Genomic DNA, 15433 nt, shown 5'->3' with positions numbered 1-15433 from the left:
GCAACCTTTTCGACCGCAGAAGGGCCCCGATGCCGCTAGGTTCGGTCCCCAAAATAGGGAGGAATCGCCTTGAATATCCCGAGCATCGATTTCGATCTGGGCGAAGACATCAGCATGCTGCGCGACACGCTGCGCGCCTTCGTGGAGGCGGAGATCGCCCCGCGTGCCGCCGATATCGAGAAGGCCAATCTATTCCCGGCGGACCTCTGGAAGCGCCTTGGCGACCTCGGCCTGCTCGGCATGACCGCGCCGGAGCAATATGGCGGCTCCAACATGGGCTATCTCGCCCATATCGTCGCGATGGAGGAGATTTCGCGCGGCTCGGCCGCGGTCGGCCTCTCCTATGGCGCCCACTCAAATCTCTGCGTCAACCAGATCCGCCGCAACGGCAATGATGCGCAGCGCGAGCGCTATCTGCCAAAGTTGATCTCCGGCGAGTATGTCGGCGCGCTCGCGATGTCCGAGCCCGGCGCCGGCTCAGACGTCGTCTCGATGAAACTGCGCGCCGACAAACGCGGCGACCGCTACGTGCTCAACGGCTCGAAGATGTGGATCACCAATGGCGGCGATGCCGACGTGCTGGTGGTCTATGCCAAGACCGATCCGGAAGCGGGCCCGCGCGGCATGACCGCCTTCCTGGTCGAGAAGGGGACGAAGGGCTTCAGCCACGGCCAGCATCTCGACAAGCTCGGCATGCGCGGCTCCAACACGTATCCGCTGTTCTTCGACGAATGCGAGGTGCCGGAGGAGAACGTGCTTGGCAAGGTCGGCGAGGGCGTCAAGGTGCTGATGTCCGGCCTCGACTATGAGCGTACGGTCCTCTCGGGTGGACCACTCGGGATCATGGCGGCCTGCATGGACGCGGTGGTGCCCTATATGCACGAGCGCAAGCAGTTCGGGCAGCCGATCGGCGACTTCCAGCTCATGCAGGGCAAGCTCGCCGACATGTACGCGACCTGGCAGGCCACGCGCGCCTATGTCTATGCGGTGGGGCGTGCCTGCGACCGCGCCGATCACGCGCGCAGCTTGCGCAAGGACGCCGCCGCTGCGATCCTCTATTCCGCCGAGAAAGCGACGTGGATGGCGGGTGAGGCGATCCAGGCGCTTGGCGGGGTCGGCTACACCTCCGAATTTCCGGTCGGACGCCTGTGGCGCGATGCAAAGCTCTACGAGATCGGCGCCGGCACCTCGGAGGTCCGGCGCATGCTGATCGGTCGCGAATTGATGGCTGAGACGGCTTAAAACCTTCACGCAATTGGAACCAACATGCCGCTCCATTCCAGCATCGATACGTCTTCTTCGGACTTTGCGCGCAATTCCGAGGCCATGCGCACCCTCGTCGCGGATCTGCGCGAAAAGCTGAGCCAGGTTGCGGGCGGCGGCGGCGAGGTCTCGCGCAACCGCCACACCTCGCGTGGCAAGATGCTGGCGCGCGAGCGCGTCGACCTGCTGGTCGATCCCGGCACCGCGTTCATGGAGCTGTCGCCGCTCGCGGCCTATGGCCTTTACGGCGGCGACGTGCATTCGGCGAGCGTCGTCACCGGGGTCGGGCGCATCGCGGGCCGCGAATGCGTGATCGTCGCCAACGACGCCACCATCAAAGGCGGCACCTATTATCCCATGACCGTGAAGAAGCATCTGCGCGCGCAGGACGTGGCGCGGCAGAACAATCTTCCCTGCATCTATATGGTCGATTCCGGCGGCGCCTTCCTGCCGCTGCAGGACGAGATCTTTCCCGACGAGCGGCATTTCGGCCGCATCTTCTACAACCAGGCGCAGATGTCCTCGCAAGGAATCCCGCAGATTGCCATCGTGATGGGTTCCTGCACAGCCGGCGGCGCCTATGTCCCCGCGATGTCGGACGAGAGCATCATCGTGCGCAACCAGGGCACGATCTTCCTCGGCGGGCCGCCGCTGGTGAAGGCCGCGACAGGCGAAGTGGTGACCGCGGAGGAGCTTGGTGGCGCCGACGTGCATTCGCGGCAATCGGGTGTGACCGATCATTATGCCCAGAACGACGCACACGCGATCGGCATCGCCCGCCGCATCGTCGGCACGCTGAAGCCGTCGGTACGACCAAACCTCAACATGCATCCGCCGCGTGATCCCTTGTTCGCGGCGGAGGAGATCTACGGCGTGGTGCCCGTCGACGGGCGCAAGCCGTTCGACGTGCGCGACATCATTGCGCGCGTCGTCGATGGTTCCGAGTTCGACGAGTTCAAGAAGCTCTACGGCACGACGCTGGTGTGCGGCTTCGCCCACATCTGGGGTTTTCCGGTCGGCATCATTGCCAACAACGGCATCCTGTTCAGCGAGAGCTCGCTGAAGGGGGCGCATTTCATCGAGCTGTGCTGCCAGCGCGGCATTCCGCTGGTGTTCCTGCAGAACATCACCGGCTTCATGGTCGGCAAGAAATACGAAGCCGGCGGCATTGCGCGTGACGGCGCCAAGCTGGTGACGGCGGTCGCGACCGCGTCGGTGCCGAAATTCACCGTGGTGATCGGCGGGTCCTACGGCGCCGGCAATTACGGCATGTGCGGCCGCGCCTACTCCCCGCGCTTCCTGTGGATGTGGCCTAACGCGCGCATCTCGGTGATGGGCGGCGAGCAGGCCTCGATGGTGCTGAGCCAGGTCCGCCGCGACAATATCGAGGCCAAGGGCGACAGCTGGTCGAAAGAAGACGAAGATAAATTCCGCGAGCCGATCCGCGCGCAATATGAGAGCCAGGGGCACCCGTATTACGCGACCGCGCGGCTTTGGGACGACGGCGTGATCGACCCGGCCGATACAAGGCTGGTGCTCGGCCTCGGCCTCTCGGTGGCGTCGAATGCGCCGATCGAGCCGACGAAATTCGGCCTGTTCAGGATGTGATGCGATGGACCGCTCAAAGCTCTACCGCCGTTTTCGCACCCTCCTGATCGCCAACCGCGGCGAGATCGCCTGCCGCGTGATCCGCACCGCGCGCGCCATGGGCCTGCGCACGGTCGCGGTCTATTCCGAGGCGGATCGCGACGCAATGCATGTCGCGCTCGCCGACGAGGCCGTGCTGCTTGGGCCTGCGCGTGCCCGCGACAGCTATCTCAATCCCGAACGGCTGATCGAGGCCGCGCGCAAGACCGGCGCGGAGGCGATCCATCCCGGCTATGGCTTCCTGTCGGAGAATGCCGAATTCGCCCAGGCGTGTTTCGACGCCGGCCTGGTCTTCGTCGGCCCGACAGCGGCAATGATGACTGCCATGGGCTCGAAGTCCGGCTCCAAGGCGCTGATGGAGAAGGCCGGCGTCCCGCTGGTGCCCGGCTATCACGGCGAGGCGCAGGACGATGCGACGTTGGCGAAGGCGGCCGAGAAGGTCGGTTTCCCGATTCTGGTGAAGGCGTCCGCCGGCGGCGGCGGCCGTGGTATGCGCATCGTTCGCTCCGCGGATGAACTTGCGCCTGCGATCGTCAGCGCGAAGCGCGAGGCCAAGGCCGCGTTCGGCGACGACCGCATGCTGATCGAAAAATATGTCGATAACCCCCGGCATATCGAGGTGCAGGTGATCGGCGACAGCCACGGCAATCTGCTCTCGCTGTTCGAGCGCGAATGCACCCTGCAGCGCCGCCACCAGAAGGTGATCGAGGAGGCACCGTCGCCGACGCTCAATCCCGCCCAGCGCGAGGCGGTCTGTGCCGCCGCGCGAAAGGCCGCGGGGGCCGTCAACTATGTCGGCGCCGGCACCATCGAGTTCGTCTCCGACGGCAAGGACGTGTTCTTCATCGAGATGAACACTCGTCTCCAGGTCGAGCATCCCGTGACCGAGCTGATCACGGGGATCGACCTGGTCGAGTGGCAGTTGCGCGTCGCTTTCGGCGAGGCGTTGCCGCTGAAGCAGGACGAGATCAAGCTTCATGGCCACGCCGTGGAGGCGCGGGTCTATGCGGAGAACCCGACCAAGAACTTCATGCCGTCGGTGGGCAAGATATCAACCTGGCGTCTGCCCGCGGAAACCGGGGGGCTGCGCATCGACTCCGGCTATCGGGAAGGCGATACGGTCTCGCCATACTACGATGCGATGCTGGCAAAAATGATCGCATGGGCGCCGACGCGGGATGTCGCGATCGAGCGGCTGAACCGCGGGCTGGAAGAGTCCGACGTCCGCGGCATCGTCACCAACATCCCGTTCCTGTCGGCGCTGATGACGCATCCGAAGGTGAGGGCGAACGCGATCGACACCGGCTTCATCGAGCGCGAGCTGGCGGTCCTGACGCAGGCGTCGCCGGCACCAGGCGAGCTCGAGCTGTGTGCCGCGGTCGCCGCTGTGATCAACAACGAGCGGCAGGCTGCACAGGCGGACGCGAATTCGCCCTGGCAGACCTTTGGCTGGATGCCGGTCGGCCGCCGTCAGCGCGGCTTTGCTTTCCGCGTTGGACACGGGCCGGAGCAGAAGGTTGTGCTGAACTATGGCAGCGGCCCGTCGACGCTCGTGATCGGCGAGCGCGAGCTGGCGTTTACGATGGTAGCGAAGGACGGCGGCTTCGATCTGACCCTCGACGGCGTCAAAACGTCGGTCGCGGCCGTGATCGACGGCCATGAGCTGTATTTGCGCACGCGCAACGGCCGCTTCGATCTGCATTGGGTTGATCCGTTCGGCGGCGAGATGGAGGAGCAGGTCGGCGCGGACAAGATCGCAGCGCCCTTGCCGGGCACGGTCGTCGCCGTGCTGGCGGAGGAGGGCGCCAAGCTCGAGAAGGGGGCGCCGATCCTCACCCTGGAAGTGATGAAGATGGAGCAGACGCTGCGTGCGCCCTATGCCGGCGTGCTGAAATCCATCAAAGGCAAGGTCGGCGACATCGTCCAGGAGGGCGTCGAGCTCGCCGTGGTCGAGCCTTCCGGAGAATGAGATGAGCGATAAGGTCCGCATCATCGAAATGGGGCCGCGTGACGGCCTCCAGAACGAGAAAACGGCGGTCAGTGTCGAGGCCCGGATCGCCTTCATCGAGGCGCTGGTCGCGGCCGGCCTCAATACAGTCGAGGTCGGCGCCTTCGTCTCGCCCAAGGCGATCCCGCAGATGGCGAGCTCGGACGCCGTGCTGCGCGGCGTTCGCCATTTGACCAGTGCCGAATTCCACGTGCTAGTGCCGAACGAGAAGGGCTATGACGCCGCGTGCGCGGCCGGCGCAAAGATCGTCTCGGTGTTCGCCGCGGCCTCCGAGGGCTTTTCGCGGGCCAACATCAATTGCACGGTCGCGGAGTCCATCGAACGGTTTAAGCCGGTGCTGGCGCGCGCCAGGGTCGATGGTGTCAAGGTCCGCGGCTATATCTCCTGCGTGCTGGGCTGTCCGTTCGACGGCGAGATCAAGCCGAAGGCAGTTGCCGATCTCGCCACCACGCTGTGGGATCTCGGCTGCTACGAGATCTCGCTCGGCGACACGATCGGTGTCGGTACGCCTGATAAGGCCAAGGAGATGCTGCGGGCGGTCAGCGCCAACATCCCTCCCGCCAATCTCGCGATGCATTTTCACGACACCTACGGCCAGGCGCTCGCCAATCTCTATGCGGGGCTGGAGGAAGGCGTCCGCGTCATCGACGCCGCCGCCGGCGGCCTCGGCGGCTGCCCCTACGCGCCGGGCGCGACCGGCAACGTCGCGACCGAGGACGTCGTCTATATGCTCGGGGGCATGGGGATTAGGACGGGTGTCGATATGGACCGGTTGCTGGCGGCAACCAACGAGATGAGCGGCGTGCTGGGCAAGCCGCCGGTGAGCCGCGTGGCCTCCGCACTGAACGCGAAGAGGAAGCGCGCCAGCTCCTAGTTCTCCATTATTGCGAGCGCAGCGAGCAATGATGGTGGACGCAGCTACCTGCTCCCGTCCGGCCCCATCACCAGGTCCGGCAGTGCGGTCGAGATGCCCGGCACGAAGCAGAGCAGCAGCACCGCGAGCATCATCAAAAGCACGAACGGCAGCGTGCCCCAGATCACCTCGCGCAGGGGAATATCCGGCGCGACGTTGCGGATGACGAAGATGTTGAGGCCGACAGGCGGATGGATCAGTCCCATCTCCATCACGATGGTCATGACGACGCCGAACCAGATGATGTCGAAATTGGCGGCGCGGAGCGGCGGCAGGATGATCGGCGCGGTCATGAGAATAATCGAGACCGGCGGCAGGAAGAAACCGAGCACGACGACCATGACGAGGACCGCGAACAAGAGCCCCCAGCGCGGCAAATGCATCGCGACGACGGATTCGGCGGCCGATTGCGAGATGTGCAGATAGCTCATCACGTAGGAATAGAGCAGCGACATGCCGATGATCATCATCAGCATGGTCGATTCCCGGATCGTCGATTTCAGGATCGGGGCAAGGTCGCTCGGCCGCCACACGCTGTAGATCGCCGCGATCAATGCCAGCGCCAAGAGGCCGCCGAGGCCGGCGGTCTCCGACGGCGTGGCGTAGCCGCCATAGAGCGCGATCATGACGCCGGTGAGCAGCAGCACGAAGGGGATCACGCGCGGCAGCACGCTGAAGCGTTCCGCGAGCGTGTACTCGTCGCGGGCGAGGATCGCAGCTTCCGGGCCGCCGTTCTTGTAGATCGCTTCGGCCGCGGCGTATTCCTGGCGGAAGCGGATCACGGCGTAAACGCCGAACAGCGAGACCAGCAGCAGGCCGGGCCCGATACCGGCGAGGAACAGCCGTCCTAGCGATTTTTCGGCGGCGACCGCAAACAGGATCATGGTGATCGACGGCGGTAGCAGAATGCCGAGCGTGCCGCCGGCGGCGATGATCCCCGCGGCAAAGCCGCCGGAATAGCCGCGCTTGCGCATCTCGGGGATGCCGGCCGAGCCGATTGCCGAGCAGGTCGCGGGCGAGGAGCCCGCCATCGCCGCAAACAGCGCGCAGGCGAACACATTGGCGACGCCGAGCCCGCCGGGGACGCGGTGCAGCCAGGCGTGCAGGGCCGAGTAGAGATCCTGGCCGGCGCGCGACTTGCCGATCGCGGCGCCCTTCAGGATGAAGAGCGGGATCGACAGCAGCGTGATCGAGGCCATTTCCTCGTAGACATTCTGCGTCACCGTGTCGAGAGAGGCGGCGGGCATGTAGATGCCCATGAACACGACTGCGACCGCGCCGAGCGCGAACGCGATCGGCATGCCCGAAAACATCACGACGAGCGTCGCGATCCCGTAGGCGAGGCCGATACCGAAAACGCTCATGAACGCCTGGCTCCAGCGAAAGGCAGCGCAAGCTGCACGAGGATCTGGACGCAGAGCAGACTCATGCCGAACGCCATTAGCGAATAGGGGATGGCCAGCGGCGGCGACCACATCGAGTTCGAGACCTGGCCATCGACATAGGCTTCATGCGCCAGTGTCCAGGACTTCCAGGCGAAGAAAGCGCAGAACAGAAGCGTCACGGCATCGACCAGCCAGAGCCTGATCCGGTTCGCCAGTGGTGAGAGCAGGCCGACGAAGGCCTCGATGCCGATGTGACCGCGGTTCTGCTGCACGTAGGCGGCCGTCATGAAGGTCGCTCCGACCAGCAGGAACACCGCGGCCTCGTCCTGCCAGTAATTGGCAGCCTTGAACAAGGCGCGGCTGAGCACGCTGTAGCTCAGGATGGCGCAGGCGGCGATCAGCGCAATCGCGGCGAACACGACGATGATGTTGTTGAGGATGGCGAGACCGCGATCGATCGCTGCCGCAAGGCCGGTCCTTGCGGCAGCGTTTACCTGGCTGTCACGATCCGGAAGCGGACCGTGGCTCATGCGGCGACGTCGGTCGCGAGCTTGAGCAGGTTGGCAGATGTCGCGGTCTTGGCGCCGTAGTCCTTCCATGCGGTGTCGCGGGCGATGTCACGCCACTTGCCGACGGTCGCGGCATCAAGCGCCGAGACCTTGGCGCCGGCCTTCTCGTAGACCTTGGCGACCTCGACGTCGTCGTCCTGCGCGCCCTTGCGGCCGAAGGCTTCGAGCTCGGTGCCGACCGCGAGCAGGACGTCCTGCTGGTTCTTCGGCAGCTTGTCGAAGATCGCCTTCGACATCATCAGCGGCTCGAGCATGAACCAATAGGACGCGCCTGCGCCCGAGGTCAGCGATTTCGCGACCTCCTCAAGCCGGAACGAGATCAGGCTGGTCGAGGAGGTGATGCCGGCATCACACGCCCCCGTCTGCATCGCTGCGTAGATTTCGTTCGAGGGCACCGACAGCACGGATGCGCCGGCAGTCTGCAGCACCATGTCCATCTCGCGCGAGCCGCCGCGCACCTTGAGACCCTTGGCATCTTCGGGGGCCACGATCGGCTTGGAGCGGCTGGCGACGCCGCCGGCCTGCCACACCCAGCTGAGCAGGATGATGCCCTTGTCGGCGAGGAAGTCGGTCAAGGCCTTGCCGACCGGCTCCTTCTTCCAGCGCATGCCCTGGTCGTAGGTGGTGACGAGGCCCGGCATCAGGCCGATATTGGTTTCCGGCAATTCGCCGCCGGCATAGGGCATCGGATAGAGGCTGATGTCGAGCGCGCCCTTGCGCATCGCGGAGAACTGCGCGTTGGTCTTGATCAGCGAGGAGTTCGGATAGATCTCGGCGGCGATGTCGCCGTTGCTGCGCTTGCTGACTTCGGCGGCGAACACGCGACAGAGCCGGTCGCGGAAATCGCCCTTGTCGACGGTGCCGCCCGGGAATTGATGCGAGATCTTCAGCGTGGTCGCGGCATGCGCGGTGCCGGTGCTGAAACGGAGAATGGCGGGTGCGGCGACGGCGGTCGCGATCAGGTGGCGGCGCGTGAACATGGCGTGATTCCCTTGGACGGTTCTTGGAAGGTTCTTGTTTGCTTTGCCGTGATTTTGGGCCGGTCTTGGAGACCGCGCTGAGGCCCATCCTAGCCGGTCTTTCAGACAATGTTCTCTAGTCTGATAGTTCGAGACCGAATGCCGCGGCAAGCGTCGGTGATGCTGCATTGCACACTCCTGATCTCCTACATCCGCAGAACCAAGGATGGCGGCGGGCTCGCGGAAATTTATCAGCGGCCGCGTAACAACGCCCCGTGGCAATCCGTCGAGATCAGATAGCGGCGTCCGTCGCTGACCAACATCCATCTCGAAGGGAAGACCAGTCATGACCATTCGTACCCGCATCGCGCTCGGCGTTTCGGCGGCCGTTCTCTCGCTCGGCCTCGCGCTGTCGCCGGCCGCCTTTGCCCAGGACAAGATGGGCAAGGATGACGGCATGATGAAAAAGGACACGATGTCCAAGGACGGCATGAAGAAGGACACCATGTCCAAGGACGACGGCATGAAGAAGGACACGATGTCGAAGGACGGGATGAAGAAAGACGACGGGATGATGAAGAAGCACTGATCTTCCAACGTCGAGAGGCGCTTGCGACAGGCTGACGCGCGCCAAAAATCCGGGGGCGGTCACGTAGACCGCCCCCAGAGCATTTGTTTCAGTCCAAATTCAATTGAACGTGACTTGCGCGCGTTAGACTTGCAAACGTTACTTGCGCTTCGCCTTGCGGGCGGCGTAGCGGGCGTCCCGCTTGGCTTTTTGCTCGGCCTCGGCTTCGGCCGCCTTCGCGACGGCTTCTTCGGCCTCGCGGGCGATCCGCGCGGCCTCGAGCGCGGCAGCTTCTTCTTGAAGGCGCTTCTGCTCGGCCTTTTCCGTGTCGCGCGCAGCCTTTGCCTCGGCGCGCTTGGCCGCAAGGGCCTCGCGCTCCGCACGCTTCGCCACAACCGCGGGATCATCCGGCCCCGGCTGCGACTTGAATTTGTTCAAAAGGTTCTTGCGTGCTTCCTGTGCCGCCTTTTGCCGGTCGGAGAAGCCTGGTTCCCTAAATCCACTCATCGGCGAACCTTGTCATCCTCGCTTTCGATCCTACATCACTGCCTGTTGGTACGTCGGCTGGGCATAGCGGGCGCCGCGCGACGCAGATGCGTGTACATCGGCGCGCGCCGTGATGCCACCTATAATCGCAGCCGATCAGGTAGACGAAAATCGCCGCCCCCGACGATCTCTCGTAGCCCCGAAAAACTGCCGAATTGTGATGTCCCTCATAAGGGGGCACCAGGGCGGTGCCTAGCGTCCGCCCGGGTATGAGACGCGGAGCACGGGTATGACGATCTCACGACTGAGCCTGAAGGCGCTCGCAATCGCCGTTGTGGTGGCAGCCTTGGCCACTGCCGCGCTGCTGCTCGCCCGTCCGCAACCAATCGAAAGTGCCGTCCTGGGCACGGATTGGGAATGCACCCAGACCGCGTTTGTGCTTACGACCTGCGCTCCGCGCGTCCAGCAGGCGATCCCGGCGGCCGAAACCTCCCGCAAGGAAGCGATCCGGCCGACCCGAGGCTAACCGGGAGAAGCTGGACGGGATGTGACGCCACGCCGCAGAGGTGATAAAGCCCGCTCGCCCCCGTGATCGGTCAGCCATGTCCAAGCCCGAAGCCAGTTCCGAAGCCAACTCCGAAGCTAAGCCCGAACCGGGCGCGAAGCCGAAATCCACTCCAAAACCTCAATCCGGTGACAACCGCCGCGGCGCCATCGCTGGCTTGATCATCGCGATCCTGATCCTCGGCGTCGGCTGGTGGCTCGCCCGCGATCTCACCTCCGCGAGCAAGATGCAGGACTGCCTGATGTCCGGGCGAAGCAACTGCAATGTGATCGAGCCGGCCCACTAGAGGCATGCCAGAGCGACCCGCGCGGACGAAAAAATGTCGTGATCTTAATCATTTGTAACGGGACTTAGCCGACCAAAGCAGGTCAGTCATGTCAGCCGGCATCAGCTCAGCGCGAGCCGAATCGTCTATCGCGCCAGGCATCACGGCGGTTAACGGCAATCGAAAGAGTAGGGGGCAAGCACGCATGAGTGTGTCCAGTCGCATCAAGATCATCATTCCCTTGGTTTCGGCGATGTCATTGCTCGCCGTCCCGGCGCAGGCTCAGGACGCCAGACCGCCGAGAGACGCCGCCCAGCCATCGGCCGGGCCAGGCGCCGGCGCGCCGCCGCAGAACATGCGAAAGGGGCCGCCGCCGCAGCAGGCTGCCCGGCCGGCGCCACAGGCCGGCGTCCAGCCCTACGCCGGCGGTCTTGGTCATGCTGGTCCGGGTCCAAATCCTGCTCTCGCGAGTCCAGGTCCTGGCCCTCGCAATGCCGGCGGTCCGCCGCCCGGACGCAATTACGCCAGGGGTCCCGCACCGGCGCGCGACTGGGGCGGACACACCTATCGCGGCCATCTCGCCTGGGATGGCGGACGCTGGCGCCACGAAGTCCACAACGGCCGCTCTGGCTGGTGGTGGGATGTGGGCGGCGCGCGGTATTATTATCCGCAGCGGATGGACGGGCCTCCGGCCTATATCTCGGAGGATTATTACGACGACGTCCCCGTGGCCTATGCTCCGCCCGTCGCCTACGAACCGCCGCCGCCGCCGCCACCGGCCGATCCCGGCGCGAGCGCGCTTGGCGGCGCTATCGTCGGCGGCGTGCTGGGCGGCCTGATCTCGGGCAACGCCTCGGGTGCGGCCGCAGGCGCTGTGATCGGCGGTGCCACCGGCGCGATCGCCGGCGCGACGGCTGCTTCGCGCCCGGGCTACTATCTGGCCCAAGGCAACTGCTACTACCGCTATCCGAGCGGCCAGTACGTGCAGGCTGATCCACGGGCTTGTTACTGAGCACGCCAGGCGAGGGCTGAAGCGAAGAGGCGGCGAAAAGCCGCCTCTTTTCGTTTTGGCGCTGGCCCTCAGCTGGCCGGGAATTGATTCAAGGGGATCGCTCCGCGCGTCAGGACACTAGCCAGCTGAAGAACGCGATCGCGGCCCAGACCAGGCCTGCGATCCAGGCCAGCATCACGATGCCGATGGTCGCAAGATAAGCGATGCCGAGCGGGTCGGATCTTTCGCCTCGCGTCGGGACGGGAATTTCGGCTGCGGCTTCTTGCGTCATGACGGGAATATCTCCCAAGCCTTCTCGCTCTCTGGGAGCGCTGAGGACTGTTTAGGGGAGGCGCCGTGCGCCGGCTGTGACGCACTTCACAGATCGGTACGCATCAAGCCCCCAATCGGGGCGGGTCGTTCGACAGATGCGTGAATTGGATTGCGTCGCAAATCCGCGAGGACGGCATTACCCCGCAATCATACGGACGAAATTGCCACGCGCTTGTCCAGATCGTCCGGCTAGAATTGGCTTCATGTGTACCAAGTACGATCCACAGCATGAAGCCGAGACGGCGATGAAGCGCGCCGTGGCGGCCGAAGGTCCTGACCGGCAACGTCTCATCGAGCTGGCCCTGGCCTGGCATCAACTCGCCCGCGACCGGCGCGAAGAGCGGACGGACTGAGCTCTCTCTTTACGAGAGAACTGGTATTCACAGAAAAACCCCGTGCTCGGGCACGGGGTTCTCGAGAGCCGATCGGGGCTGGCAAATCGGCACCACTGGATTTCGAACGCGCCGATCGCAAGTTCGTTCCGCGCCCCCTTCAATTCATTTCGCGCGAGAACGCCGCCATCGGCGCCTATGCTCGTGACACTCGACGCCTGACGCGAGCCGCCGAAACGCTACGTTAAGACTCGTTCGGACGACGATTTTCCGATCGCGATTCGTTTCGGGGAACGAAGCGGAGCAGGATCGTGAACAAACAAAAAGTCCCCGAAGGGCTGCACTGTGTCAGGCAGCTTCCGACTTCGGCACCGCGTCGGCATTGACCGAAAGCTTGACGACATCGCCTTCGACGGCACCGACATATTTCGTGTCGATGTAATGATGATGGTCCTTGTGACCTTCCGGGTTGTCCTTCCGCGTCAGCTTGATACGGTTGCCCTCGACGCGGTCGACGGTGCCGACATGTGCGCCGTCCTTGCCGACGATCTTCATGTGCTCTCTGATCTCGCTCATGATGTTCTCCTTGTGCCGTGTCAACGGCGAGGACCGGTCTTCGTTGCAAGGATAGGCGGGCCCGGCTGTTGGAGCCAATGCGCTCGCCGGACGTTGAATGGCAGTCGCAATTGCCAAGATCCGCATCAAGACGCTCATCAAGATCCGCATGGAGACCTCCGAAGCCTATCTCGATCGAAAGCACAGGGAAATCGGGCTGCTGAACGATTGCCTGAGGAGCCCGCTGCATTTGGCTCGGCCGCAATCGGTCGACGAGGTTGTGGTCTCCAAGTTTCAGCTCGCCGCCGCACTACGCGCGGAACATGCGCTGCAGGACTGGAGAGCGACGGAGACGGCCTGGTCGCATGCGGCGTCTCCCAGCAGCGGTCCGTTCGTGTTCAGCTACGACTATCAGCGCGCGGACCTCAAGGTGAGTGGTCCCTCGTTCTATGAACTCGAGCGGGGCTGCAGGAGCGATGCGATCTATACCGCCTCCGGCATGGCCGCGATCTCCGCGCTGCTGCTCGCGTCCGCACGGATCATCGGCAAAGCAGACGTCGTGGTGCTGCCGGGCACTTACGGCGAGACACTGGAGCTGATCGAGAGCCTCGTCCCCCATTTGCGGCTTGTCATCGCCAGCCTCCCGCTGGGCGAAGCGTTCGCTGCGGCAGCCTTGCCACGCTTGCTCCTGCTCGATTCATGCGCCCCTGCCCGGGCGTTCGAGGCAGCTCTGCGTTGTGACGGTTCGGGGCTCGATCTGTTGATTTTCGACACGACATGTTTCGCCGGCAGATCGGCGCGCATCCGGCGTGTCTTGAGATGGGCCGCGCGATGGGACATTCCCGTCGTGTTGGTGCGAAGCCACAACAAGCTGGATTCGCTCGGGGTGGAATACGGCCGGCTCGGCTCTGCCGTGTTCGTGCATTGGAGCCGGAAGGACCTCAAGGCGGGCCAGCTGCTGTCCGAAAGCCTGGCGGCGGAAACCCGCAATGCCGTCCGGCTTCTCGGTGGCGCGGCGTTGCCGGCGCACTTCCCGCCATTCGTGGGCTCTGTGGCCTATTGGGCCCTGACGAAAAGGCGCGTCGCTGCGATTCTGCGCAACGGTCGCCACGCGGCGCGATATTTCGCCGCCGAGCTCGCTTCGCTCTCGGCCGAGCTGCATTTCACCCACGGCCTCTATGTCACGCTTCGCGGCAGGCGCGCCCTCGATGAGGCGACCGCGCGGCAGGCCGCCGAGGACATGAGCCGCGACCTGAGCGGCAAAGGCTTCCCCATTCGCCACGCCGGCAGTTTTGGTTTCGATTTCGCGGCGACCGAGTGGTTTCACGACGCGACGACGGATCGGTACAGCGTCCGGGTGGCGGTGCCGGATTTGCCGACTGAGTTGTGGAAGGATCTAGCAGCGGCGATTGCCGGGTGGTGGGCGCGACATCAAGGCGACACTGAAGGGTGAGTGCGGTGCAAGGCCATGACAGAGCGACCGAAAGCGTTTCCTTACAGGGAATGCACGTGGCATGTTTCAGACGAACAGTCCCGGCAATGGCTTGCGGTGCTTGAAAAGACGGGTGCAGCCAACGTCCGAGCGCGCCTTGCCCAGACCGTCGCGGCATCCGCAGGAGCGATCGCGATCGGAACCGCGCCCGTCATGACGATCGGGTTCGCCCAGGAATGGCTGAACTGGAAAGATAATCAAAAATCCGAGGCGGATATCGAACGGCACGAGCGGCAGATCTGGTGGACTCGGACCGCGGCAATCGCCGCATCGGTCGCCGCCTTGAGCGCACTGCTCGGCTGGATTTGGACGATCTTCATCCGGGGGAATAACGGCCTATAACAAACATGATTGTTACGTTGCGCATACATCCGCCAGACGAGAGGGGCGACAAACTGCGCTGTTTCAATCGATCGCCAGGCATTCTTCCACGGCCGGCTTCTGGTGGCCGCGACGCGCCCACGCTTGAACGGCGAAGGCGAGTTGGTGCTGACTCGCTGCCGCGTCCGCGATGGTGGCCCGGGCCGTCGCGATCGGCTTTGTGACCACACCGGAGTTCACGACTCCCGCGTCAACTGCCAAAAACGATATTGCTACAACCGCCACCGCCGACGCGATCGCCATTCTTGTCAAGTCGGATAGTGGCATCGAAGTCCTTATCGGGCGCACGTCGCCCGGCGAATAGATAGGGCTCGTTTGCCCGGATCAAAGGCCGGAGCGAGGCGGCCCACGCGTTCGTGAAGGACGGATTCTGCAGGTGCGCGCCGTAGATCTGGCTCACGATGAACGGATGAGACCGAAATTGGCGATCCCGGCAGGAATCGAACCTGCAACCCTCAGAGTAGAAATCTGATGCTCTATCCAGTTGAGCTACGGGACCGTCTTGAGCCGCCCTGGTTGGGGGCCGCTGTTCATCTACTATGCCATTATGAAAAATATCGTCTTTCGCCAAGCCTGAACCGAACCGTTTTCGTCGAAGCCGCGACAAAGCGGAACGGTGGGGTGTCAGGGTGCCGGGTTGAGCGGCAGCAGACTGGACGATGGATCACATCGCCGGGAACGCTGATCAGCTTCCGGGACACGGCCGCCGGACGACTGGTCG

General features: G+C 64.2%; 17 protein-coding genes and 1 tRNA gene. 10 read left to right on the top strand and 8 right to left on the bottom strand.

The genetic code is table 11. The features are described 5' to 3' along the window. Window positions 1-114: 114 nt before the first annotated feature. Genes IVA93_RS19475 through IVA93_RS19460 form a run of 4 tightly spaced genes read left to right on the top strand, consistent with a single transcriptional unit; the run spans window position 115 to window position 5792 of the window. Complete coding sequence (locus IVA93_RS19475) at window positions 115-1242, top strand: isovaleryl-CoA dehydrogenase (RefSeq protein ID WP_085349863.1); 1128 nt, start codon at window positions 115-117, stop codon at window positions 1240-1242. Window positions 1243-1266: 24 nt separating this feature from the next. After that, window positions 1267-2871: a carboxyl transferase domain-containing protein gene (locus tag IVA93_RS19470; protein WP_247541567.1), complete on the top strand. Its 1605-nt coding sequence runs from the start codon at window positions 1267-1269 to the stop codon at window positions 2869-2871. 4 nt (window positions 2872-2875) lie between these two features. Next, a complete protein-coding gene (locus IVA93_RS19465) occupies window positions 2876-4879 on the top strand; it encodes an acetyl/propionyl/methylcrotonyl-CoA carboxylase subunit alpha (RefSeq protein WP_247368470.1) in 2004 nt (667 codons plus the stop codon). Window position 4880: 1 nt separating this feature from the next. Further along, on the top strand, window positions 4881-5792 hold the full coding sequence (locus tag IVA93_RS19460) for a hydroxymethylglutaryl-CoA lyase (RefSeq protein WP_247368467.1): 912 nt from the start codon (window positions 4881-4883) through the stop codon (window positions 5790-5792). Window positions 5793-5836: 44 nt separating this feature from the next. Here the strand turns inward: IVA93_RS19460 and IVA93_RS19455 are convergent, their stop codons facing one another. The 3 genes from IVA93_RS19455 to IVA93_RS19445 are packed head-to-tail and all read right to left on the bottom strand — an operon-like array spanning window position 5837 to window position 8765. After that, a complete protein-coding gene (locus IVA93_RS19455) occupies window positions 5837-7195 on the bottom strand; it encodes a TRAP transporter large permease (RefSeq protein WP_204511138.1) in 1359 nt (452 codons plus the stop codon). After that, the gene (locus IVA93_RS19450; protein ID WP_085349846.1) at window positions 7192-7746 is read right to left on the bottom strand and encodes a TRAP transporter small permease; all 555 of its coding nucleotides are present in this window, start codon (window positions 7744-7746) and stop codon (window positions 7192-7194) included. The genes IVA93_RS19455 and IVA93_RS19450 overlap by 4 nt, the downstream gene beginning before the upstream one ends. After that, on the bottom strand, window positions 7743-8765 hold the full coding sequence (locus IVA93_RS19445) for a TRAP transporter substrate-binding protein (RefSeq protein ID WP_085349845.1): 1023 nt from the start codon (window positions 8763-8765) through the stop codon (window positions 7743-7745). The genes IVA93_RS19450 and IVA93_RS19445 overlap by 4 nt, the downstream gene beginning before the upstream one ends. A 325-nt stretch (window positions 8766-9090) precedes the next feature. Here IVA93_RS19445 and IVA93_RS19440 point away from each other — a divergent pair, with 325 nt between their 5' ends. Beyond that, window positions 9091-9333, top strand: a complete 243-nt coding sequence (locus IVA93_RS19440; RefSeq protein WP_007591301.1) for a pentapeptide MXKDX repeat protein — start codon at window positions 9091-9093, stop codon at window positions 9331-9333. 138 nt (window positions 9334-9471) lie between these two features. Here the strand turns inward: IVA93_RS19440 and IVA93_RS19435 are convergent, their stop codons facing one another. Continuing rightward, entirely contained in the window at window positions 9472-9819 is a 348-nt protein-coding gene (locus IVA93_RS19435; protein WP_018457771.1) for a DUF6481 family protein, read from the bottom strand. Window positions 9820-10087: 268 nt separating this feature from the next. Between IVA93_RS19435 and IVA93_RS19430 the strand changes: the two genes are divergently transcribed. From IVA93_RS19430 to IVA93_RS19420, 3 genes are all read left to right on the top strand, one after another. Continuing rightward, window positions 10088-10324 (top strand): hypothetical protein, encoded by a 237-nt coding sequence (locus IVA93_RS19430; RefSeq protein WP_085385256.1) that lies wholly within the window; start codon window positions 10088-10090, stop codon window positions 10322-10324. A gap of 76 nt (window positions 10325-10400) precedes the next feature. After that, the gene (locus IVA93_RS19425; protein WP_085385255.1) at window positions 10401-10649 is read left to right on the top strand and encodes a hypothetical protein; all 249 of its coding nucleotides are present in this window, start codon (window positions 10401-10403) and stop codon (window positions 10647-10649) included. Between the two features lie 184 nt (window positions 10650-10833). Then, window positions 10834-11640 carry a hypothetical protein gene (locus IVA93_RS19420; protein WP_085385254.1) on the top strand — a complete coding sequence of 269 codons (807 nt, stop codon included), beginning with the start codon at window positions 10834-10836 and terminating at the stop codon, window positions 11638-11640. A 109-nt stretch (window positions 11641-11749) separates the two neighbouring features. Here IVA93_RS19420 and IVA93_RS19415 read toward each other — a convergent pair whose 3' ends face one another. Together IVA93_RS19415 and IVA93_RS19410 are read right to left on the bottom strand one after the other, a co-directional pair. Continuing rightward, on the bottom strand, window positions 11750-11911 hold the full coding sequence (locus IVA93_RS19415) for a hypothetical protein (protein WP_085349841.1): 162 nt from the start codon (window positions 11909-11911) through the stop codon (window positions 11750-11752). 721 nt (window positions 11912-12632) lie between these two features. Continuing rightward, entirely contained in the window at window positions 12633-12860 is a 228-nt protein-coding gene (locus IVA93_RS19410; protein WP_018457777.1) for a DUF2171 domain-containing protein, read from the bottom strand. Between the two features lie 148 nt (window positions 12861-13008). Here IVA93_RS19410 and IVA93_RS19405 point away from each other — a divergent pair, with 148 nt between their 5' ends. Next, window positions 13009-14292 (top strand): hypothetical protein, encoded by a 1284-nt coding sequence (locus IVA93_RS19405; RefSeq protein ID WP_247541586.1) that lies wholly within the window; start codon window positions 13009-13011, stop codon window positions 14290-14292. 15 nt (window positions 14293-14307) lie between these two features. Then, window positions 14308-14673, top strand: a complete 366-nt coding sequence (locus tag IVA93_RS19400; protein ID WP_247541568.1) for a hypothetical protein — start codon at window positions 14308-14310, stop codon at window positions 14671-14673. Between the two features lie 63 nt (window positions 14674-14736). On the opposite strand, the gene IVA93_RS19395 is transcribed toward IVA93_RS19400, so the two are convergent. Both IVA93_RS19395 and IVA93_RS19390 read right to left on the bottom strand, forming a co-directional pair. Further along, window positions 14737-14979, bottom strand: coding sequence for a hypothetical protein (locus tag IVA93_RS19395; RefSeq protein WP_026233441.1), 243 nt, complete (start codon window positions 14977-14979; stop codon window positions 14737-14739). 155 nt (window positions 14980-15134) lie between these two features. Further along, a tRNA-Arg gene (locus IVA93_RS19390) sits at window positions 15135-15211 on the bottom strand. Between the last annotated feature and the right edge of the window lie 222 nt (window positions 15212-15433).

The sequence above is a fragment of the Bradyrhizobium sp. 155 genome, assembly GCF_023101105.1.
Taxonomy (GTDB): Bacteria; Pseudomonadota; Alphaproteobacteria; order Rhizobiales; family Xanthobacteraceae; genus Bradyrhizobium; species Bradyrhizobium canariense_D.
Note: the sequence above shows the minus strand (reverse complement) of the source record. Positions and strands in the feature narration are given on the sequence as shown.